The 22,054-nt window shown below is 48.0% G+C and carries 17 protein-coding genes; 11 read left to right on the top strand and 6 right to left on the bottom strand.

Translation table 11 applies throughout. The annotated features are described in order from the left end of the window. The first annotated feature begins 45 nt into the window (after window positions 1-45). From MUN53_RS03330 to MUN53_RS03290, 9 genes are all read left to right on the top strand, one after another. A complete protein-coding gene (locus tag MUN53_RS03330) occupies window positions 46-258 on the top strand; it encodes a helix-turn-helix transcriptional regulator (RefSeq protein WP_243323393.1) in 213 nt (70 codons plus the stop codon). A 5-nt stretch (window positions 259-263) separates the two neighbouring features. Then, complete coding sequence (locus MUN53_RS03325; protein ID WP_243323391.1) at window positions 264-1,313, top strand: adenine-specific methyltransferase EcoRI family protein; 1,050 nt, start codon at window positions 264-266, stop codon at window positions 1,311-1,313. Window positions 1,314-1,318: 5 nt separating this feature from the next. Beyond that, window positions 1,319-2,428 (top strand): HNH endonuclease family protein, encoded by a 1,110-nt coding sequence (locus tag MUN53_RS03320; RefSeq protein WP_243323389.1) that lies wholly within the window; start codon window positions 1,319-1,321, stop codon window positions 2,426-2,428. A gap of 20 nt (window positions 2,429-2,448) precedes the next feature. Beyond that, window positions 2,449-2,874 carry a hypothetical protein gene (locus MUN53_RS03315; protein WP_243323387.1) on the top strand — a complete coding sequence of 142 codons (426 nt, stop codon included), beginning with the start codon at window positions 2,449-2,451 and terminating at the stop codon, window positions 2,872-2,874. After that, window positions 2,861-3,031: a hypothetical protein gene (locus MUN53_RS03310; protein WP_243323386.1), complete on the top strand. Its 171-nt coding sequence runs from the start codon at window positions 2,861-2,863 to the stop codon at window positions 3,029-3,031. The genes MUN53_RS03315 and MUN53_RS03310 overlap by 14 nt, the downstream gene beginning before the upstream one ends. Further along, window positions 3,015-3,950, top strand: coding sequence for a DUF6414 family protein (locus MUN53_RS03305; protein ID WP_243323385.1), 936 nt, complete (start codon window positions 3,015-3,017; stop codon window positions 3,948-3,950). Before MUN53_RS03310 ends, MUN53_RS03305 begins: the two co-directional genes overlap by 17 nt. 28 nt (window positions 3,951-3,978) lie before the next feature. After that, window positions 3,979-5,355 (top strand): ATP-binding protein, encoded by a 1,377-nt coding sequence (locus MUN53_RS03300; protein WP_243323384.1) that lies wholly within the window; start codon window positions 3,979-3,981, stop codon window positions 5,353-5,355. Window positions 5,356-6,106: 751 nt separating this feature from the next. Further along, on the top strand, window positions 6,107-9,535 hold the full coding sequence (locus MUN53_RS03295) for a glycoside hydrolase family 2 TIM barrel-domain containing protein (RefSeq protein ID WP_243323383.1): 3,429 nt from the start codon (window positions 6,107-6,109) through the stop codon (window positions 9,533-9,535). A gap of 153 nt (window positions 9,536-9,688) precedes the next feature. After that, the gene (locus MUN53_RS03290) at window positions 9,689-11,218 is read left to right on the top strand and encodes an ASKHA domain-containing protein (RefSeq protein ID WP_243323382.1); all 1,530 of its coding nucleotides are present in this window, start codon (window positions 9,689-9,691) and stop codon (window positions 11,216-11,218) included. 84 nt (window positions 11,219-11,302) lie between these two features. Here the strand turns inward: MUN53_RS03290 and MUN53_RS03285 are convergent, their stop codons facing one another. Next, window positions 11,303-12,511 carry an MFS transporter gene (locus MUN53_RS03285; protein WP_243323381.1) on the bottom strand — a complete coding sequence of 403 codons (1,209 nt, stop codon included), beginning with the start codon at window positions 12,509-12,511 and terminating at the stop codon, window positions 11,303-11,305. Window positions 12,512-12,671: 160 nt separating this feature from the next. Between MUN53_RS03285 and MUN53_RS03280 the strand changes: the two genes are divergently transcribed. Beyond that, window positions 12,672-12,920 (top strand): hypothetical protein, encoded by a 249-nt coding sequence (locus tag MUN53_RS03280; RefSeq protein WP_243323379.1) that lies wholly within the window; start codon window positions 12,672-12,674, stop codon window positions 12,918-12,920. After that, a complete protein-coding gene (locus MUN53_RS03275; protein ID WP_449587421.1) occupies window positions 12,802-16,743 on the top strand; it encodes a hybrid sensor histidine kinase/response regulator transcription factor in 3,942 nt (1,313 codons plus the stop codon). Before MUN53_RS03280 ends, MUN53_RS03275 begins: the two co-directional genes overlap by 119 nt. Before the next feature lie 85 nt (window positions 16,744-16,828). Here the strand turns inward: MUN53_RS03275 and MUN53_RS03270 are convergent, their stop codons facing one another. From MUN53_RS03270 to MUN53_RS03250, 5 genes are all read right to left on the bottom strand, one after another. Further along, the gene (locus MUN53_RS03270) at window positions 16,829-19,282 is read right to left on the bottom strand and encodes a glycoside hydrolase family 2 TIM barrel-domain containing protein (RefSeq protein ID WP_243323375.1); all 2,454 of its coding nucleotides are present in this window, start codon (window positions 19,280-19,282) and stop codon (window positions 16,829-16,831) included. 24 nt (window positions 19,283-19,306) lie between these two features. Next, window positions 19,307-19,711 (bottom strand): sugar-binding domain-containing protein, encoded by a 405-nt coding sequence (locus tag MUN53_RS03265; RefSeq protein WP_243323373.1) that lies wholly within the window; start codon window positions 19,709-19,711, stop codon window positions 19,307-19,309. Window positions 19,712-19,972: 261 nt separating this feature from the next. Then, window positions 19,973-20,374 carry a D-Ala-D-Ala carboxypeptidase family metallohydrolase gene (locus tag MUN53_RS03260; protein ID WP_243323371.1) on the bottom strand — a complete coding sequence of 134 codons (402 nt, stop codon included), beginning with the start codon at window positions 20,372-20,374 and terminating at the stop codon, window positions 19,973-19,975. A gap of 615 nt (window positions 20,375-20,989) precedes the next feature. Beyond that, window positions 20,990-21,181 (bottom strand): hypothetical protein, encoded by a 192-nt coding sequence (locus tag MUN53_RS03255; protein ID WP_243323370.1) that lies wholly within the window; start codon window positions 21,179-21,181, stop codon window positions 20,990-20,992. 605 nt (window positions 21,182-21,786) lie between these two features. After that, window positions 21,787-21,996 (bottom strand): DUF4248 domain-containing protein, encoded by a 210-nt coding sequence (locus MUN53_RS03250; protein WP_243323368.1) that lies wholly within the window; start codon window positions 21,994-21,996, stop codon window positions 21,787-21,789. Between the last annotated feature and the right edge of the window lie 58 nt (window positions 21,997-22,054).

The raw sequence follows: 22,054 nt of genomic DNA, 5'->3' as shown, positions 1-22,054 counted from the left end.
AAATATCATCAATCAATTATCGCAGATTTGCAATATAAGCCAAATATGGGAACAGAAAAGATAAACAGACTAAAAATAGTATTGGTAGAACAAGGAAAAACCGGGAAATGGCTTGCCGGACAGTTAGGGAAGAATGAAGCGACAGTTTCACGGTGGTGTTCTAATGTAAGCCAGCCATCTTTGGAAATGCTGATGAAGATAGCATCCATATTAGATATTGATGCGAGACGATTGATTAGAAACGGAAAAAACGAATAAAGGATATGGCTAACAAAAATCTGAATAAAGCTAAAGAAGCGAAGAAAGACGAATTTTATACTCAGCTTGATGATATCAATAATGAGCTAAAACATTACCGCGAACATTTTCGTGGTAAAACAGTATTATGCAACTGTGACGATCCACGTGTAAGCAACTTCTTTACTTATTTTGCTTATAACTTCGAATTTCTTGGACTGAAAAAGTTGATTACCACATGTTATAAAAATCAGGATATGGACTTATTCAGCCAAAATCAAAGTGATAAAGCTGTATATTTAGTTTATGAAGGAGACAAGAATGGAGATCATATTCCTAATGCTGATGAAATAGGTGTAATGCCATTAAAAGGTGATGGTGACTTTCGGAGTAAAGAATGTATTGAATTGCTTAAAGAGGCAGACATCGTGGTTACTAATCCGCCATTCTCATTATTTAGAGAATATGTAGCCCAATTGATTGAATATGATAAGAAGTTTTTGATTATAGGTAATGTAAATGCTGTTAAATATAAAGAACTATTTCCCCTAATAATGAACAATAAAATATGGCTTGGTGCAAGTATTCATAGCGGAGATAGAAAATTTTGGGTTCCAAATGACTATGAATTGAATGCTGCTGGATGTGGAATAGATGAAACAGGTAGAAAATATATTCGGGTAAAAGGAGTAAGATGGTTCACAAACCTTGATTACAAAGAACGTCATGAAAACTTGATCCTTTATAAGCATTATTCTCCAGAAGAATATCCTAAATTTGAGAATTTTGATGCAATTAATATAAACCGTACAGAAGACATTCCTTGTGACTATAATGGTGTTATGGGAGTTCCTATTACATTTATGGATAAATATAACCCAGAACAATTTGAGATTCTTGGAGTAGGTATCGCAGGATTAGGATTGGCTGCTGGAGTCAAACCTTATAAGCCTGAACATAAAAAATACCGTAAAGAAGTTCAGAAACGAGGCGCAGTTGATGGTGATTTATATATGATGAACGGAGATGAAGTTATTGTTCCATATAGTAGAATACTTATCCGCAGAAAAAAATAACAGTCATGAAAATAGAACTAAAATCAATAAAAATAGCAGATCTTATTGACGGTTATGTCAATGATCCAGATACAGGTGTTAAAGGCTACCATGGAAAGTTGGATATACGTCCACCCTATCAACGAGAGTTCCGTTATGACGAAAAACAACAACAGGCTGTAATAGACACTATACTTAAAGGGTTTCCACTCAATATTATGTATTGGAGTGTGGATAATAACGACAATTATGAAATGATTGATGGACAACAACGTACTCTTTCAATCTGTGGGTTCTATACTCATGACTTCAACATAGTTGACCCTGATCGAGGTACACTTTATTTTTCAACACTTACAGCTGAAGAAAAAGAAAAGTTCCTCAATTATGAATTAACAGTCTATTTTTGTGAAGGAACAGATAAAGAAAAACTGGATTGGTTTCGTGTAATCAATATTGCAGGAGAAAAACTTCTCGACCAAGAATTGTTGAATGCCGTCTATGCCGGACCTTTCGTGACAGACGCACGTAGGCATTTTTCAAAGAATGGATGTCCGGCTTACAAAATGGGAGCCGACTTCTTGAATGGCAATGCCATAGAGCAGACATACTTGGAGACTATCTTAAAATGGGCGGCTCGTCATGACGGTGTGGAAAGCATCGACAAATACATGGCACTACATCAGTTTGACCCGAATGCCAATAAACTTTGGGCTTACTTCGTATCAATCATCACATGGATACGTTCAACATTTATCAAATACCGCCGCGAAATGAAAGGCTTGGATTGGGGAGCTATGTACGATGAGTTTGGTGAAAACGTATATAATACAGCAACTCTCGAAAAGCAGATACACGACTTAATGGAGGATGACGAAATTATGAAGAAGTCTGGTATTTATCGTTATGTCCTAAGTGGAGACCTGCGCGACCTAAGTTTTCGCACTTTTGACAAGAAACAAAAACGTGAAGCCTACGAACGTCAGAAAGGTATTTGCGTACATTGCGGTAAACATTTTGAACTGGAGGAAATGGAAGCTGACCATATCACGCCTTGGAAAGAAGGTGGTACAACTGTGGCAGAGAACTGCCAGATGCTTTGTAAGAATTGTAATAGGATTAAAGGAGGGAAATAATATAACAAATTGATTGAAATATGAAATTTGAACGTTGGCTAATATATACAGTATTGGTAGCGGCCTTACCCCTATTTATTCGACTGATATGTTTTTGGGTATTAAAAAATCCTGTTGGCTCTGCTGTCAGTCCTATAGACATTGTATTTTTCGGATTAACTCTTAATATTTCAAATATAAATGAACTCAATGGATTGAAAAACAAATCTAAAAAGGTTGAGAGCCACGTAGCTCAACCTAATAAAGATAGAGTATTAGGACTATCTCTATTATTAATTATTTTACTTGCAATCACGTTGGGAATGATATATATATCTGAACTTCTTGCCGTTAAAATTTTAAGTATTACTAGTACTTATATATGCTCTATTTTGATGAGTGTTGCATCCTTTGTTTTTAGTTGGAATGTCATGTTAAAAATACAACGCTATTATGGGAACAATTGATTGTATATATGTAGGAATAGTCGGAGTATTTTCATTAGGCTGTATCGTATATGGTATTAGATTAATCATAAAAACGAGAAAGGAAAATATTAAACAATATAACGACAGAAAAGAAAAAAGAAAAATAGAATTTGGGAATTATGGGACAAAACATTAAATCATTTATATATCTGGACGATTATAAATTATACTCTCTTTCATCGCAATTGTTTCAAGGCTTTACAGAGTATATTATCTCGGAAAATGCAGCATCGCTTACTGAAGAAGAGAGTCAGAAAGGAATGTTCGCAAGTGGGAAAATCATGAGTGACCTTCTGAAAATAGAGAAGGCTTCTGCCGAGAAGAAATATCTACACGACTATGCGTTCAATCTTTTAGAAACTGAATTGACAAATAGAGGTATTCTGTATGCCATCACACCTGAAGATACAACCGATACAATTCAAACAAAAGGAATTGTTAAAATTATCGGGCGTGCTGTATTTAATGATTATCGCACATTACAGTCTACAATGTCTCATTTTAATAGCCTTGGTGAGTCCTTTGGATATTTTCAGCATAAGGAAGAAATAACAACGCTTAATGATATCGCATCAAATGCGTTAAAATCTACGAATGATAGAAATCAAAGAGCAAAAATAAAAAACATCAAACAGCAAGCTAATAAAGCTCTTACTTCTTATTTACAAAAAAACGGGTTACACATAGCAGAAAATGACATAAAGCATATGTTGAACATTATGGAATATGGATTCCATGGAGAACTAGAATTTAGAGTATCACCAAACGAACTTCCGTTCCAATTCTCAGCTATTCTTAATAGAGAGTATTTACGAGATACAGAAGCGCAATTTGTTTCAAAATATTCAAGGCAAACAGAATATGATTTTACAATGATAGGCATAGTTACTCAATCTGGAAAAACAATGGAGCCATTAGCAGAACATATTCCAAATAGTTTAAAGAATGCTTGTTTGAATCTGTCAGACAAACTAACAAACGTAGAAAAATTCTTTTTAGGAAGGCTTGATAATGAATGCATCATTGACCCAATTGCGATATATCGTGAGTTATAATAATCATATACTATTATTATGATAAAAGATGAACATCGAATCCCAAAACATAGAGTTCAAAGAATCTTGGCGTGACGAATATCTGAAATGGATATGCGGCTTTTCCAATGCACAAGGCGGTATGCTATACATCGGTATAAAAGACAGTGGTGAAGTATGCGGTGTGCAGGATGCAAAGAAACTGATGGAGGATATTCCCAACAAGGTACGTGACATGCTTGGTATCTTGGTAGAGGTTAATCTGAAAGAAAAAGACGATAAACAATATCTGGAGATTGCGGCAGAAGCATATCCTTATCCTATCAGCTTTCGCGGCAAATATTACCAGCGAAGTGGTGCAACCAATCAGGAACTGAAAGGTGCAGCACTCGACCGTTTCATGCTTCGCAAACAAGGTAAAACATGGGACGGTGTGCCTGTTCCTTACCTGAAAGTAGAGGATTTGGATAATGCCACATTCGACTTGTTCCGTAAGTATGCGAAACGGAGCGGACGCATGGATGATGCAGATTTGATGGATGATAATCACGGCTTGTTGGAGAAGCTCCGGCTTTATGAAGGTGATTATTTGAAACGTGCTGCCGCTTTGCTGTTTCATACCGATCCGGAACGATATGTAACCGGAGCTTTCGTAAAGGTAGGTTTCTTTCGCGAAGAAATGGACTTGGTATACCAAGATGAAGTACATGGCAATCTGTTCCAGCAAATTATAAAACTGATGGACTTACTGTGTACCAAATACATGAAAGCCATTATTACCTACGAGGGTATTCACCGCATCGAAACATTGCCCATGCCGAGAGAAGCACTGCGTGAAGCATTACTAAATGCTTGTATCAACAAAGATTATGCAGAGCCTTCTCCCATACAAATCCGTGTATATGAGAACAAACTGGAAATAGTAAATGGAGGTGTATTGCCAGACGGATGGACAGTAGAAACATTGTTGTCTTCTCATCGCAGTTTTCCATATAACCCCGACATTGCCAATACCTTCTTTCGTTCCGGTGAGATTGAGGCATGGGGACGTGGTATTGAGCGTATCATTATAGCTTGTAAGAAAGACGGATTTTCCACACCTGAGTTCCGCTATGACGCTTCGGGCATTTGGACTATATTCAATTTTGAGTATCCTGAAAGGGCAACTATCCAAGACGACCAGAGGACTACCCAAAAGACTACCCAAAAGACTACCCAAAAGGGTATGCAAAACCTAACAGAACAACAGCAAGCTATACTTTCATTCTTAAAAGAACACCCAGAAGCAACTCGAAAAGAGATAAGCAAGAGTCTTTCTAACATTACAGAAGATGGCGTAAAGTACAATCTTTCCCGACTTCAAGAAATTGGCTTACTGAAACGTGTAGGAGGCAGGAAACAAGGATATTGGCAGATTATAGAATAAAGAGCTATGGACGATTGGGAAGAATTAGAAAGTTGACATGAGGATTTAAGGACATGGGAACGCTTTCAAGATGAACTTGAAAAGATAAATGAAGAAAATCTATACGAAATGCGGGATTCTCAGAATAGAAAACTATCCTTGCAACAGGAAACATCCACGAGACCTTGTGCAAAACAAAGCAATCCAAAGATGGAGCAATAGCGGGAGATTACCTCTTTAGCTAAGATATACATCAAAGATATTCAGCCACTTATCGTTAGATTACGATTCCTGGTGGCCACAGATTGAAACCCAAGACTTCTTTCCGTTCTTATCCAGAACTTATCCCATGGCAATTGGCGGCATATTGGATTCTTACTCCAACACAGCACAAGGATTTTCTTGTCAATGGAGAGAATATCCTTCCGGAGACAAAGCGAGTATCTGGTTCATTCCGGATTTGAAGCGAGCCCAACAAGGTCAACTCAAGATAGAACCCGCTTCAGATTACCAGTTCCAATCCATTTCACCGGAAAGTTCATCCGGTTATCTGATTGTAGAGCTAACGGGAAAAAACAATCTCAGAAGTTTGTCAATCCAATACTGACATAAAGAGATTCAATCAGGCGGAGAAAGCCAGACCGAAAGCGTTTGTTCCGTTTTTCAAGCCTGATTGGCCCAATCCGTTCCTTTTTCGTTTATTTTCTCTGTTTCAAATGCCTGGTTTTCTTTTGTAGAATATCGTATCTTTGAATCAGTAAATCGAAATAACATGAAGAAACGGATAAACATAACACGCAAATGTATTTTATTGACCGCTGCATGCGGATGGTTCTCTATCAGCCAGGCACAACAGATGTCGTGCGTTGCCCGGAATGATTGTGGTGTAGAAGGCGCCCAGCCTTATTTGATCAAAGGAGAGAACTACACGCTCCCGGAGAAGTTTACAGGTAGTAAAGAGGCCCTTACCTGTAACTTCGGAGGGACTGTTATTTATGCCTTTAACCAGATGGACATTAACGCTGCATATCAGTTGGAAGTCGTTTACCTGGCAGACAGCGAACGGGAACAGCGAATCGTTGCCGACGGAAATGAAGTTCAGGCTCCTGTTGTTCTCCAGGCAGGGAAGGAACAAAGGTATCGGATCGACTTACCGAAGAAAGCGTATGCGTACGGACAGCTGGTCCTCGTATTCGAAGCCTTGAAAGGACCAAATGCCTTGGTTTCGGAAGTGAATCTATATACGAACAGTTCCCTGAAGACTGTTCCATTTGAAGGAGATAAGAAAGCGGACTTGGTTCATACACAAAGTTACGTAGTTGACACGACGGTTTGTGCCGAAAAGGTGCTTCCGGTTTATTCGGTCAAGCCTTCACAAGTAACGGGAGTCTATCAACCCTTGATGTCGTTGAACGGAACCTGGCAATTCCATGAGAAACCGGCTCCAGACTTCTATCAGTCATTCCAGACAGACAAAGGATGGAAGCCTATTACCGTCCCGGGTGAATGGTCCATGCAAGGATTCCAGGTGGACTCAGCTACTTTTGCCGGATATCAAACCCGATTCTCGTTGCCGGCCGACTGGAAAGGGAAACAAATCAAGCTTCGTTTCGACGGAGTTTCCAGTGAATCGATTGTTTATCTGAACGGAAAAGAAATAGGTTCGCACATGGGCGGTATGACTGCCTTCGAACTGGATATCACTCAGGCTTTACAACCGGGCGATAATATCCTGTCTCTTCGGGTACGAAGTGAGTCGTTGGCAGATATGTTAGGCAGTCTGACCCAATACGCGGCGCATCAGTTGGGTGGTATCACCCGAAAGGTTACCTTGATGGCTGTTCCGAAAGTACATCTATCCGATATGCGGATTCTGACAGACTTGGATGCGGATTATCAGGATGCCGAGTTGAAAGTCTATACAACTGTTACGAATCAGAGTGACCAGCCTCAGAAAGATATTCATCTTCAGTTAACCATCGACGGACTGCCGGTGGATCTGCATGCGCCTGTTCCGGAAATAGCTGCCGGTGGTTCATGGAGTGGTTGGATCAGCGGGAAAGTATCAAACCCGCAGAAATGGGATAATGAGCATCCGCATTTATATACTTTGCAGACTTCCTTGCATCAGGGAGACGAAACCCTGGAAATCGCCGAGAAACGGTTTGGTTTCCGGGAAGTGGGACTGAAAGGAAACCGATTACTGGTAAACGGTGTTCCGGTCAAACTCCGGGGCGTCTGCCGGCACGAGGTTCATCCGCTGACAGGACGCGTGATGAATCCGGATTTAGTACGGAAAGACGTGGAACTGTACCGGAGCGGAAACTGTAACTTCATCCGCACATCGCATTATCCACCTTGTGAAGAATTATTGGAAGTATGTGATGAGTTGGGTATGTTTGTCGAAGTGGAATCTCCTGTCTGCTGGATCGGACATCATGCCAACGAGAATTGGAAACGCCTGAACTACCGTGACCCGAAATACTACGCGTCTGTCTTGCAAGCCAACATGGAGACCATTCATTTCTACCGGAATCATCCGTCCATTCTATTCTGGTCGATGGCCAACGAATCGTATTGGAACAAGGAGTTTGCCCAAGTGGAAGTCTATGTAAAGAAAGCCGATCCGTCGCGTCCGCATACCTTCCACGATCAGGCGTATGGAGGTTTCAATAATCAGGGAAGTACGGCTCCGATTGCGAATATCCACTATCCGGGACCGGACGGATATAAGGTGGCAGCAAAAAGCGAACGCCCCATGATCTATGGCGAATATTGTCACCTGAATGTTTATAACCGAAGCGAACTGGTTACTGATCCGGGTATCCGAAGCGACTGGGCTTTGGCCTTGGCTCCGACTTGGGAGAATATGTATCAGACTCCGGGCGTGTTGGGTGGTTCTATCTGGTCGGGAATTGATGATATTTTCCAAATGCCGAACGGAGATGCCGTGGGATACGGACCGTGGGGACCGATTGACGGTTGGCGTCGTCCGAAACCGGAATACTGGGACATGAAGAAGATTTACAGTCCGATCCGGGTGAAGACGACAACCTTATCACCAGCCTCCACATTTACCGTCGAAGTAGAAAACCGTTATACATATACCAACCTGAATGAACTGCGGATCAACTGGCAGTTCGGCGATGAGAAAGGAGTGGCTTTCGTGGATTGCCCGGCCGGACAGAACGGACAGTTTACCATTGACGTGCAACATCCGGAACAGGCCAACGGATTATATCTTTCATTTGTCGATCCGCGTGGATTCTTAGCCGATGAATATCGGATTCCCGTAGGAGAACAATCCCAAAATGTATGGGCAATTCCTTCAGCACTGCCAACTCGCCTGAAGGAGAAGAAAGACCAGTATCTTGTATCAGGATCGCATTTCACCTGCGAAGTAAGCCGGACAAACGGACAGATTCTCTCGTTGAAGAAAGACGGCAAGGAATGTCTCGTCGGTGGTCCGTGGCTGATGGCGCTGCCATTGACAGGTGGAGGCTGCTATCCGAATCATAATGCGAATACACCTATCTTCAACGATCTGTGTACTGAATGGACGGTTTCTTCAACCGAAGCCCGTACCGAAGGGGAAGATGTCTGCATCACCGTACAAGGTTCATACAAAGAATTCAAAGGGAACTATACACTGCGTATTAATGCCAGCGGAGAGATAGCGGTCAGCTACACATTCGAAGCACTGCAGGACGTGAATCCGCGTCAATGGGGTTTGGTATTCGAAGCCCCGGCATCGTTCGACCGTACTTTCTGGCGGCGCGATGGTTTATGGACGGTTTATCCCGAAGATCATATCAGTCGTCCGGTAGGAGAGGCGGCGTTGTTCTATACAGGTCTGCCGGAAACCATTCATCCACGGGTAAAACCTTCATGGGCCTGGAGCCGCGACTTCAACGAGTTGGGAAGTAACGATTTCCGTTCTACCCGCCGGAATATCTGGTATGCCGGACTGAAAAACGAGGATGGAAACACCGTTACTGCCGTATCAGAAGGTCATCAACACTGGCGCTCGTGGTTACAGCAAGACCGGATCCGCTTCCTGGTAGCCGACTTTGTCACTCCGGGCGACGAGATGTTCCTCAGCAGTTATTACGCACCTTACCGCAAACCCTTGAAAACAGGAGATTCCATTGGTGGTACCGTGAAGCTTGTTGTAGGTGAATCCAATACAACTCACGAATAAAAGCAACCAAAGCATACACAAACGAGGCAGGAGCCGGACGGTTTCTGCCTCGTTACAATTTAGTCTTCTCAGATACACCATTCTTTATGCAGACAAACAAGTAGAATAGAAGGAAATTCGGTATCTTTGAGACTTCAAAATCAAAGGAAAATCATGCAAAACAACCAAGAACATACCGTGCGGTTGGAACCGGCGGGTATCGAACGGAGAGTTCCACATGGAACATCATTGGGGCAGATTGTTGGCGAGCAGGGCGTGGACTTTGCCTGCGGCGGACGAGGTGTCTGCGGCAAGTGCCGGGTGGAACTGCTGAAAGGAGAAGTGGAACTGACCGAATGGCATCGCACACTGCTGGAACGGCAAGGATTATCGCCCGCTTCTTGGCGGCTGGCATGCCTCAGCCTGGTGACGGACGATCTGACCATCCGTATTCCGCAAGGTGAACAGCAAATTCTGACCGACGAGACGGAAATCCGGCTGGGAGAGGAGACAGGCTATGCCTTGGCTGTCGATCTGGGTTCGACCACAGTCGTAGTACAACTCGTTGATCTGAGTACAGGGAAAATCTTGGGTTCGTCGGCTGAACTGAATCGGCAAAGTCGCCATGGAGCTGATATCATCTCGCGCATATCGTATGCCATCCAGGGAGAAGCCGAACGGAAACAGCTCTCCGAATTGATCCGGGAGCAAATCGGGGAACAGATAGCCTCGCTGGTGCAGCCGGAAATCCGGGCTGAAGTCCGACGCGTGGTCTTGGTGGGCAATAGCGTGATGCACCATCTGTTCTGTGACCTCGATGTCACGCCTTTATCCGCCTATCCATTCCAGTCGCCGAACAATGCTGCCCGCCGTTTCTCGACCGACGAATTACATTGGGCGCTTCCGGCCTCGTGCGAAGTGGTCTTCCTGCCAAACATCAGTCATTTCGTAGGCAGCGATATCCTGGCAGGCATGGAAAGCATCCAGATCCACAAGCAGGAGAAATGGCAGGCGCTGATCGACCTCGGCACGAATGGTGAGATTGTCGTCGGACGAAGAGGAGAGATTCTGTGTACTTCCACAGCTGCCGGTCCAGCATTCGAGGGAATCAATATCACACAAGGAATGCGGGCTGTGACAGGAGCCATCTGCTCGGTGAATGAATCGGACGGTCACGTAGAAGTGATCGGCGGCGGAGAGGCTTCCGGTCTTTGCGGAAGCGGACTGATCGATGCCATTCATTATTTCTGCCAGCAGGAAGCTATTGATATGTCGGGCTCGATTGCCGACGAATCCCGCCACGGCGAACTGCCTCTCACGCCGAAAGTATCACTGTGGGAAAAAGATGTCCGGGAATTCCAGCTGGCGAAAGCAGCCATAGCGACGGGATTCCAACTGCTGCTGAAAGAGCTGGGCATCACGACTGACGACTTGGAACATATCTATGTGTCGGGCGGATTAGGAACATATCTGGATGTAAAACACGCTTTGGCCGTCGGATTACTGCAGGCCTCATCGCCCGAACAAATCCGGAAGGCTGGCAACAGTGCGCTGGCCGGTTGCAAACTCTTTCTTTATCGGGAAACCCGACCGGACATTGCCGAGATTCTTTCCGCCACCCGGCATTTTGCCCTGGAAGCTTCGCCCGATTTCCAGGATTATTATTGTAACAACCTGTTCTTTATGCCACCGATGCCGGAATAATTCCACATCGCAGCGACAGATAATAAAGGCGGGAAAAAACACGCCTGTTCTTTCCCGCCCATTCACTCCCCCGTATGAGGTTACTCATTCTTCTTTCCGTTTCAACTCGACGGGTTTAAAAGCAAACACAAATAATAACAGCAAGATCAAGGATCCACCCGATGAGATCAGGAACAGCACGGGCCAATCGCATTTGTCGCCATCCCGGAATAAATCAATCAGCCATCCGTTCCATAACGTACCAATCAGAAAACCGATTCCCCATACGAGGAAGAATAAAAGTCCTTGCGCACGGGCTTTCATCTCTTTCGGTGCTACTTGGTCAGTGTACACTTGTCCGCCTACATAGAACAAGCCGAAGATCAGCCCATGTACGATAATTCCGATGTAATAAAACCACTGCGCGTCGGTCTCGGCTCCCAGGAAGAAGGCGAAATAGCGCACAAACAGGGCCACCAGACCATATATCAGCGTCTTCTTGATACCAGACTTCACCAGAATAGAAGTAGTAATGACCAGAAAGAACATCTCCGCCAGCTGACCCAGATTCAGGGTGACGGTGATATGTTGCACATGCTCATCGGCCAGAATCATCGAGCCATACACATGATACAGCGTGAACGGGATGATCGACAGGAAAGTCAGTATCATGAAGATCCGGTAGTTCTTGTCTTTCATCAGCGAGAAAGCGCTGAAGCCTGTTATGTCCATCCAGGAAAGGGAAGTCGCCTTCGAAGTGGCCGGAGGCGTATGTGGCAGACGCAGATTCATCAGGGCAGCCACAAAGCAGACTGCCGCTCCGCAATACATCGGGAGATTGGTATCATCGAAAGCCGGCAGATGCAGGCAATGCAGGGCGACGATACTGAAGATGCCCGATGCGACCCAGCCCACCGAACCAAACATCCGGATACGCGGGAACTGCTCGGCAGGCGCATGCTGCATGGCAATCGTACTCGTGAGGCTCTGCGTGGGCATGTGGCAAAGCATAGCCAGCACCACACTCACCATCAGTCCCGGAAAGGCGTCTTGCCGGGCAGCGATCAGCAGGAAGATGCCTGTCAGTACATTCAGGACTGCCAGGATTTTCTCGGCGGCGAAATAGCGGTCGGCTATCGCTCCGATAAAAGATGAGGCCATGGCGCCAATGGCCATCGAACTTAGTACCAGCGAAATCTGGTAAACTTCGAGTTTCAGGGTATGCGACAGATAGGCTGCTAAGGGAACCCACCATACGGCGCTCAGCATGTACTGAAGAAACATCATGACGCAAAGCTGAATCTTCGTGCCCATACTCGTCGCGTTGTTGCTTGTGTTAATCATAATACATATAAAAATTAGTGCTTAATATCTCGCGGTTTTGTATCACAAATGTAGTTCGGAGGCGCTTGGATGCCGGCCTGAAATCATACCTTTCTTTTTCATATTTGTCTCATTTACGGCATGGAAGCTCATGGCTGATACAATATTGCATACTTTTGATACGATATCTAAAGCCCGGCATACCTTCTTTTCCTTAGGCGGACCGCTTGGATTGGAATATTTTTATGTATCTTTCGGCTGTCAATCTTTGAATCAATCGTATGAGGAACACTTGGTGGATCGTCTGCTTATCTTGTCTTCTTCCGCTGTTTACATGGGCGGTCCAAGAGACGAATTATATCTTCCGTCATTATCAGGTGGAACATGGCCTGAGCGATAATATGGTTACTGCCTGCATCCAGGACAACGACGGATTTGTCTGGATCGGTACACGCGACGGCCTGAACCGCTTCGACGGCTATTCCTTCAAGGTGTTCCGCCACGACCCGGAAGTCAGTTCCACCCTGGGCAGCAACTGGATTACTTCATTGAACTGTGACCAGACCGGGAATCTGTGGGTCGGAACGCTGGCCGGACTTTTCCGGTACGACAAGGAGCGCGAATCGTTCCACCATTTATCCCTGACAGCCAACAAGCGCATCTCTTTGTTCCAGTTCGATCAGCAAAACCGGTTGTGGCTGCTGATGGACGGAAACCTGATCCGCTATGACCAGACCGACACGACCTGCCGCATCTTCGCCCATCCGGAGCATTTGTCTTACACCTCGTTCTGCATCACATCCAACCAGGGAATCTGGGTGAGCGACAGCAACGGTTCTCTTTCGCGTATCGTGGAGGCAGAAGACCGGATCGAGACGTTCCCGCTCTTTCCCAATGAGCCGGCCCGCAAGATCCTGATGCTTTATCCGTCGCCTTTCGCCCATCGGATTTATGTGGCTTATGAGCACGATGATGTCAAGATATTTGATACGGATTCGCATTTGTTCCAGGACCTGCATATCCAGGAAGCCAATCGGCTTACTTTCCTGATCAATGCCCTGATGGAGAAAGAAGAGAATGAGCTTTGGATCGGAACAGATTCAGGCCTCATCATCTATCAGGTCAATACCGGAGAATGTCATCGGGTACAACAGGACCCGCGCGATCCGTATGCCTTGTCGAGCCAGTATATCTCGGCCTTTTACCGGGATCGTGAACAGGGCATCTGGATCGGTTTCCACCAGAACGGAATTAATTACTGCTCGCCGTTCCAGCCTTTCCGTATCTATTATCCCGATGACGGCCCCAACTCCATGAAAGGGGAAGTGATCCGCGATATTTGTACAGACAAGCTGGGAAATATCTGGGTCGGCACCGAAGATGCCGGCATCAACTGCCTGGACAAGAAGACTTCGCTCTTCACGAACTATCAGCCGCGACCGGACAATTCGGGGATTGCCCATACCAATATCCGCAGTCTGGCAGCTTCCGACGATTATCTGTGGATCGGCCATGTCATCCATGGGATCGACAAGATGGATATCCAGAGCCGGAAAGTGGTCAAGCGATACAGCCTGCTCAAAGATTCCACCAGCACGAAGAACAGCTCGGTGCGTTGTATCAAGGTCTTGCGCGAAGGACAGATTTATGTGGGCACCGACGATGGCGTGTTCAAATATGATTATCTGAACGACTGCTTCCGCTATGCGCCCCAGTTTCCGGCTTATTCGGTCCGCTGTATCTACGAAGACCGCCTGGGCCGCATCTGGACGGGCATGTTCAACCGCAGCTTCTATTACAACCCGATCAGCAACACCGGGATGTATCTTCCGTACGACAAGCTGAATACCCAGCGGCATAACTTCGTCAACGATATTTGTGAGGATCCGGACGGGAACATGTGGTTTGCCACGCTCGAAGGTGTCATCAAATACGACTTCCAGACCGGCGAGTCCGTCCATTACACGGTGAAGAACGGAATGCCCAGCAACGTGGTGTTCAAGATTCTGCCCGACCAGGAAGGCTGCCTGTGGATCAGCTCGGCAAACGGACTGGTGCGGCTCGAGACGAAAAGCGGACTGATCACGACCTATACCGAAAGTCACGGACTGATCTCCCGTCAGTTCAACGAGAATTCGGCTTTTACGGATACCGAAGGGAATTTCTACTTCGGTTCGATCAAAGGGTTCATTCATTTCCGGCCGGACGCAGTAGGAGAGGACAATGCGCCGTCGCGGGTCTATCTGCATACGCTGGAACTGGGCAACCGCGAACAGGTCCTGAACATATCGCCGGATTCTCCGCTCCGGAAGATCCGGCTGAACGACGATGAATCGACTTTCAGCCTGAGTTTCTCGACCCTCAGCTTCATGGCGCCGGCGTCTGTCCAATATGCGTATCGCCTGGAAGGAAGTGATCCCAAATGGATCGATATCGACGAGCGCAATGTGGTCTATTTCACCAACCTGCTGCCGGGGCATTATCTGTTCGAGGTGAAAGCCACCAACTTGTCCAACCGCTGGAGTCCGCTGGTGACGCAGCTGGAGATCGAAGTATTGCCCGCCTGGTGGGCTTCGTTCCCGGCCAAGGTCGTGTATGCGCTGGTCGCCCTCGCCCTCGTCGGATCGGCTCTTTATTGGTGGCGCAACAAGACCCGGCAGGAAATGGCCTACAACATGCGCCTGTTTGAAGACCAGAAAGAGAAAGAGCTCTATCAGGCCAAGATCGAATTCTTCATCAACATCGCCCACGAGATCCGCACACCGCTCACGCTGATCAAGAATCCGCTGGAACGGGTGTTGCAGGACGGGCATTTGCCGGACAAGGTGGAAGAGTCGCTCCGCCTGATGGACAAGAATGTATCCCGGCTATTGTCGCTGGTGAATCAGCTGCTCGACTTCCGGCGGACCGAGATCGAAGGCTTCCGTCTGAATTTTGTCCGCACCAACCTGGTGGAACTGCTGCAAGAGACGACCGACCGCTTCCAGGAGTCTGCCGCCTCGCAAGGGCTGCTGCTCAACTGGATGTCTTCCGCAGCAGAGCTTTATGCTTATGTGGACCGCGAAGCCGTGACGAAGATCTTCAGTAACCTGCTGGCCAATGCCATCAAATATGCCCGGAGCAGCATCCGGATTCATCTCCGCCTCAACGACCGGGAACAGATCGAGATGGACTTTATCAACGACGGAAAGCCCATACCGGAAGAACTGCGGGAGAAGATCTTCGAGCCGTTCTACCGGATTCCGAACACGGAAGGAAAGACGGGCACCGGACTGGGATTGCCGCTGGCACGCTCGCTGGCGGAAATGCACCACGGGACGCTTGTGCTCGACAAACCGGGAACCGACGGGGCACAGACTTGTTTCCGCCTGCTTCTGCCGCTGCAACAGCCGGAATCCATCCAGCCGCCACAAGAGGAAGTGCCCGAGACAAAGACCGAGGCGGTCCGCTTCTCCTTCCTGGAAGGACGCCCCACCATCCTCGTGGTGGAAGATCATCCGGAAATGCGGACCTTCATTGCGGAAGAACTGAATAAGGATTACAATGTATGTACCGCCGAGAATGGTGCCCAAGCCATCGAATGGATGCACCGGCAAAGCATCCAGCTGGTGGTCAGTGATGTGATGATGCCGGTCATGGACGGACTGGAGCTACTCAAGAAGATCAAGACGGACGTGGAGTTCAGCCATATTCCCGTCATCCTGCTGACGGCCAAGACCACCATCCAGTCGCATATGGAAGGACTGGAATCGGGTGCCGATGCCTATATCGACAAGCCGTTCTCGTCCAGCCTGCTCCTGGCCCAGATCTCCAACCTGCTGACCAACCGCGAGCATATCCGCCAGTTCTACTTCAAATCGCCGGTGGCCAACATGAAGTCGATTGCCTATTCCAAGACGGACGAGCAGTTCCTCGAGAAGCTGAACCGCATCATCCTCGAGCATATCAGCGATCCGGATCTGGATGTCAACCAGATCGCCGAACACATGCACCTCAGCCGGCCCACCTTGTACCGCAAGATCCGGGAGATCTCCGCCATGACACCCAACGATCTCATCCGCATCACCCGCCTCAAACGGGCTGCCGAGCTCCTGTTGCAAAGCGACATGAAGATTTACGAGATCGCCGAGGCTGTCGGCTTCCGCTCGCAATCGTATTTCAGCACGAATTTCATCAGCCAGTTCGGCGTCAGTCCTTCCAAATACGCAAAAGAGAACAAATAAGCCGGCTGCCTGAAAAAACACATCCACGACAGGACGGTGTGACGCCTGCCGTGGATGCATATCTGATGCTTATATATTCGTTTCCTTACAGAATCAGCAGGGTGACTGTACCCGAGATCTGGTCTCCCCGTTTCAGCGGACGGAAATCCAGGCGGGAATGGGAAGTGAGGAAGGTGTCGTTTCCGGCATTGTTATAGTCGGCCACCAGGAAGCGGATCTCTTCGCCGGCTCTCCAGGCGCGGATATGCTGCGTACCGTCGGAAAGGACTTTCACCCGGCTGGCAGCGGCACCCGACAAGGTTGCCTCGTAGATATTTTCCTTCGTGGCCCGGAAGAGGTTGGAACCGGCCGCCGTCTGATCGAACGACCAGGCTTTCGCCGGCTGCTTGGACGGTCCTGCCAGACCCGAAACCGGCAGCGACGGATCATAAGCCACCGCTTCGCCGCTCAACGAACCCAGGTGATTCTCCGGATAAACACTCCAATAGCCCCGACGGCGCCACTGGATATGGTCGTATGTCTTCGGCAATGAAAAGACCAGTCCTACCTGGCGGGGCGAAACGGCTTCAAGCAAGGTGAAGTGATACGTCACCTCCACTTCGCCTGTGGCCCGGAAACGATATTCAAAATAGCCCTCGGCTTCGGCATACGTGCCTTCCACCCGGATGCACCAGTCGTCGTCCGCACCCGTCTTTCCGATCTTCCGGGCTACCCAGCGGCTGCACACCGGCGTATAAGGCTCGAACTTCTGGTCTTTCCCCACCATCTGGATGCCTTCGCCTTCGGCATTCAGCGGCAAGACCATCAGCTCGGGCGCTTTCACCAGCACCGCCCCGTTGTTTTTCGACGAGGTCAGCAAGCCGTTGCGCTTGTCGATCCGGAAGCCACCGCTGATGGTCCGGATCACATACGCCTCATCCGTCTCTTCGGTCTGGATACGTCCGGCACTCAGCAGAGCCGGCTGTGCCAACGGTTCGGGCAAGGTCTGGAAATGATAGGCATCGATCTCAAAGCCCCGCACCCCGATCACCTTCCAGTCGATCGTTCCGGCCGAGCGGACCTCTTCGGGCAGCTGCACGGTAAACTCGCCCGTCTCACCCGGAGCGACATCCGGCGTCACCACGCCATGCTGATTTCCTACGGTCCATTCCAAGCGGGTCTCTTTCAGGTTCGAGAAGAGATGCCGGTTCTCCACCTCAAAGCAGAGCTTCCCGTCGGCATCCTGGTTTCCCTTCAAGCGGATCTTCACCGGACTGAAGGCCTTCTTCATACCCCAATATTCGGGTTTCGGCCGGCGCCATCCGTCGATCGGTCCCCAGGTTCCATATCCCACGGCACGCTCGCCGGGCAAGAAGAAGGTATCGTCAATGCCTGCCCAGATGGCACCACCCAGCACGCCCTGGCTGTGATACATCGCGTTCCACATCCGGTCCAGCAAGACGCCCCACATATTGCGCAAGCCGGGATCGGCGGCCAGCTCCAGGCGGTTATAGGCATTCAGATGGCAGAACTCGTCGAAGACCACCGGCCGGCTGTAATTCCGGTATTTGTCCGGTCCTTCCGGTCCGGGATAATGGTGGTTGGTCACTTCCAGCTCACCCTGGTCGGCATCCGGTCCCCACTGGCTGAAGATGCGGGGACGCGTCGGGTCTATCTGTTTCACCAGCCCGGCCGCTTCCTTGAAATATTCGGCATACAGGTTCGACTCGTTGCCCATCGACCACATCAGGACCGACGGATGGCTGCGGTTCAGGTTCACCATCGCCAGATGCTGGTTCACCAGGATATCCTGCCGCAGCGCATCCGGCACCTTCGCCTCGTGTGCCCAGCAGAAAGGAGCTTCCACCTCGACAAACATACCCAGCTCGTCGCAGGCTTCCAGCAACGCCTCATCAGGCGGATAATGCGAGGTACGCAGATAATTGACGTTTCCTTCACGGAAAAGTTCCACATCCCGGCGCCACATATCGTTATTCACCGAACGGCCGCGCAGGGGCATGACCTCATGGTGGCAGGCACCCCGCAGCTTGATCGGGTGGTTATTCACAAACACCTGGTTTCCGCGTACTTCAATCTGCCGGAATCCCACCCGGCGCACGCTGGTCTGCATCACGCGGTTCCCATCCATCAGGCGGCAAGTCAGGCGATACAGATACGGATGCTCGGGGTCCCATTTCCGGGGAGCCGTTACCGGGAAGCGCACCGTCAGCTTTTCCGTCTCGCCGGCAGCCAGCTCGCGCAGCTTCAGCCGGTCGTCTTTCAGCCGTACCGGGCGGCCCTCCGCATCCTTCAGTTCAAACGCCAGCTGATACTTGTCCGAAGCCGTCTTTCCCTCATGGGTGATATCCACTTCGGCCACCAGCGTCGCATCCGTATAAGTCGAATCGAACGCCGTGCTCACGTGAAACAGCGACAGGTTGGTTTCGGGCAAGGCAAACAAATACAGATCGCGCGAGATACCGCCCAGCGGATGAACGGCATACCGCGAGGCGTTCGACGTCGAGTCGGCCACCGTCTCCGAAGTAACCGCCACCGCCATCCTGTTCTCGGCACCACAGCGCACCTAGTCCGTCACATCCAGTTCGAAAGCCGTAAAACCGCCCAGATGTGAGCCCGCCTTTTGTCCGTTGATATAGACCCGGGCATCACTGTAAATGGCATTGCAGCGCAGCTTGATCCGTTTCCCCTGCCACGAGGCAGGAACCGTAAAGGTCCGGAAATACCCGGCAGCCTTTCCCTTTTCCACTTCAAATCCCTGCATCACCCATTCGCCCGGTACCTCTATCGGCTTCCAGTGCTTCACCGTTTCCTTTTCCCAGAACTCCGCTTCCGGAGCCGGGTTAAACCACCACTGCCCGGACAGCGGTACTCGTTCCTCCATCACCCGTTCCGGCAAAGGAGAGAGCCGGGGTACTTCCACTTCCCCGGCATACAGCACTCCTGCCAGCAGCAGGAGGAATAAACCCAAAATCTGTTTGCGCATCGTTTATCTGTTTTTTAGAATTATCTACTTTCCCGATGGAGACGGGATCAGCCGTTTGCCGAATCCGTTTTCCCCATCTTCCCCCTCAAAAATAAACATTCTTCGTCCATCACCTGAAGGAAACTGCCAGAATCTATGAACAAAAAAGGACCTGCACACAAAAAAACTGAACGAAATAGGAACTGCAACCCTCAACCGGCTCTTGACAGCCGACGTTTACTTACATCGCTCCCCACATTTTACCCATCATGTATACAACACCATCTTCCGGCATCGTCCTTGTCGATACGAAAGATGCAGAAAGCGTTTCCGCTTATAGACAATAGCCTGATCAAAAGGCAAGCCGCTGTCGAGTAAGACTTGCAACAGGTGTTCCGGACCCGATGCACAGTAACAGTCGGCGGCTTCACCCTTAGTGTGCTGACTGGTGGGAACGCCGCCCACCAAACGGTTTACTTCCTGATTCCGGAAACCGCTGGTAATGGCAATGGCTTCGCCTACTCGTTCCCGGAGCGGCTGCAATAAATGATCTACTAACTGCTGAATGGCCTCGCGCTGTTCGGCATCGGGTTCATTCAAAATACCCCGTTCGATAGCCATCTGACTATGGGTAAATTCGTTTAACGTAAAGTTTTTCGATAGTTTCATATGGGTATAAATGTTTGATTTTTATTTCAATACTACATTCGTACTTTTGGCTTGCCCAAAAGTACCAAAAGGTCAAGATCGTATTCGTACTTTTGCCTTGATGCAAAAGTACCAAAAAATCAAGGCTGCGTCTGCTGAGCTACTCCGTCACTGCGTTTCGCTGTGCGCGCCGCAAACTCGCTGCGCTCAGACAGCGACGCTCCGGCCGCTTCACTTCGTTCCTACGCTTAACGCTCACCAGAACGAGGCCGGTCCAATGGACAATTGAGAATGGACAATTGGAAATTATAAGATATGGATAATTTTATCCGGAAAACAGACCTTGCGACGGTAGAGGCGCAGCGCTGCTGCGCCTCACAACTTCATTTCACAATCAAATGGGAATCAAAAAAAATAACGAATGAATTTATTCTATTATTCGTTGTTCTATCCTGTCGCGTTGGCTGGAGGCGCAGCACGCTGCGCCTCTACATTCATTTCCTATTACCAATTGTCAATCGTGAATTGCTTTGTGTCACAAAAACACATTCGGTATATTCACCAGATAAATCCGTGTAATCCGTGAAATCCGTGCCTAATTAATTCTCAATTTTCAATTTTCAATTGATGAAGTTGTCAATTGTCAATTGACTTGCGTTTATATTTATAGTCCACCCCGAATAAAGCACCTGCAAAAGTAGAGGTTTCGCCAAAAGCAACCAGTACCGAAGGATCAATCTCGCCTTGTGGCGGTATCCAGAAGCCCAGGAACAACAGGGTTATTCCTGTAAGGCATAACAGGGTGGCTATGATTAATTGTAGTTTCATATCGCTTTTTCTTGTTTTAATTCGTAATCATATTCGTATTCGTTCTTTTGGCTTGACCCAAACTGTGTACGTTCTTTTGCCTTGATGCAAAAGTGCCAAAAGATCAAGTAATTGCCTGTTCTTTTCTCTTGAAAGAAAAGAACCAAAAGTTCAAGGCTGCGTCTGCTGAGCTACTCCGTCACTGCGTTTCGCTGTGCGCGCCGCAAACTCGCCTCCGGCTCAAACAGCGACGCTCCGGCCGCTTCACTTCGTTCCTCCGCTTAACGCTCACCAGAACGAGGCCAATCCAATGGATAATTGAGAATTGACAATTGAAAATTATTTTTCCATCTTCCATTTATCAATGGAACAGGCTCCGCGACGGTAGAGGCGCAGCGCTGCTGCGCCTCATAACTTCATTTCACAACAAAATGACAATCAACAAAATAACGAATGAATTTATTATGTTATTCGTCGTTTTATCCTGTCGCGTTACCTGGAGGCGCAGCACGCTACGCCTCTACAATCATGTCCAATTTTCAATTCTAAATTTTCAATTTTCAATTGTTTTGCGCCTCTACTCACTTCCCTAATTCTCAATTGTCAATTGTCCATTGTCAATTGCTTCACGGTTCCCCCAGATAACGAAAAACTAACTCTACCTGGCGTGGCGTAAACACTCGCTGCCCTTCTATGTATCCGGTTTCAGTCAATTCGTTTTTCAAGGATTCGTTCCGGTCAATCCAACGCTTTAAATGCGTAGTAGCAGCCTTCGGCGTGCTATTCGCAAAGTACATGGCTGCTAATTCTTTTGTGTATAATGCTTGTGCTTTCATATACACAAATATAATCATTATCAATAAATTAAACAAAATTATCCAGCGTTTTTTATCT

The sequence above is a fragment of the Parabacteroides faecalis genome (assembly GCF_022809355.1).
Taxonomy (GTDB): domain Bacteria; phylum Bacteroidota; class Bacteroidia; order Bacteroidales; family Tannerellaceae; genus Parabacteroides; species Parabacteroides faecalis.
Note: the sequence above shows the minus strand (reverse complement) of the source record. Positions and strands in the feature narration are given on the sequence as shown.

What these genes read in the sequence shown, in the direction of transcription:
- MUN53_RS03330 (WP_243323393.1), top strand. Translation starts at nt 46, where the DNA reads ATGGGAACAGAAAAGATAAACAGACTAAAAATAGTATTGGTAGAACAA.
- MUN53_RS03325 (WP_243323391.1), top strand. Translation starts at nt 264, where the DNA reads ATGGCTAACAAAAATCTGAATAAAGCTAAAGAAGCGAAGAAAGACGAA.
- MUN53_RS03320 (WP_243323389.1), top strand. Translation starts at nt 1,319, where the DNA reads ATGAAAATAGAACTAAAATCAATAAAAATAGCAGATCTTATTGACGGT.
- MUN53_RS03315 (WP_243323387.1), top strand. Translation starts at nt 2,449, where the DNA reads ATGAAATTTGAACGTTGGCTAATATATACAGTATTGGTAGCGGCCTTA.
- MUN53_RS03310 (WP_243323386.1), top strand. Translation starts at nt 2,861, where the DNA reads ATGGGAACAATTGATTGTATATATGTAGGAATAGTCGGAGTATTTTCA.
- MUN53_RS03305 (WP_243323385.1), top strand. Translation starts at nt 3,015, where the DNA reads ATGGGACAAAACATTAAATCATTTATATATCTGGACGATTATAAATTA.
- MUN53_RS03300 (WP_243323384.1), top strand. Translation starts at nt 3,979, where the DNA reads ATGAACATCGAATCCCAAAACATAGAGTTCAAAGAATCTTGGCGTGAC.
- MUN53_RS03295 (WP_243323383.1), top strand. Translation starts at nt 6,107, where the DNA reads ATGAAGAAACGGATAAACATAACACGCAAATGTATTTTATTGACCGCT.
- MUN53_RS03290 (WP_243323382.1), top strand. Translation starts at nt 9,689, where the DNA reads ATGCAAAACAACCAAGAACATACCGTGCGGTTGGAACCGGCGGGTATC.
- MUN53_RS03285 (WP_243323381.1), bottom strand. Translation starts at nt 12,511, where the DNA reads ATGGGCACGAAGATTCAGCTTTGCGTCATGATGTTTCTTCAGTACATG.
- MUN53_RS03280 (WP_243323379.1), top strand. Translation starts at nt 12,672, where the DNA reads ATGGCTGATACAATATTGCATACTTTTGATACGATATCTAAAGCCCGG.
- MUN53_RS03275 (WP_449587421.1), top strand. Translation starts at nt 12,802, where the DNA reads ATGAGGAACACTTGGTGGATCGTCTGCTTATCTTGTCTTCTTCCGCTG.
- MUN53_RS03270 (WP_243323375.1), bottom strand. Translation starts at nt 19,282, where the DNA reads ATGGCGGTGGCGGTTACTTCGGAGACGGTGGCCGACTCGACGTCGAAC.
- MUN53_RS03260 (WP_243323371.1), bottom strand. Translation starts at nt 20,374, where the DNA reads ATGAAACTATCGAAAAACTTTACGTTAAACGAATTTACCCATAGTCAG.
- MUN53_RS03255 (WP_243323370.1), bottom strand. Translation starts at nt 21,181, where the DNA reads ATGAAACTACAATTAATCATAGCCACCCTGTTATGCCTTACAGGAATA.
- MUN53_RS03250 (WP_243323368.1), bottom strand. Translation starts at nt 21,996, where the DNA reads ATGAAAGCACAAGCATTATACACAAAAGAATTAGCAGCCATGTACTTT.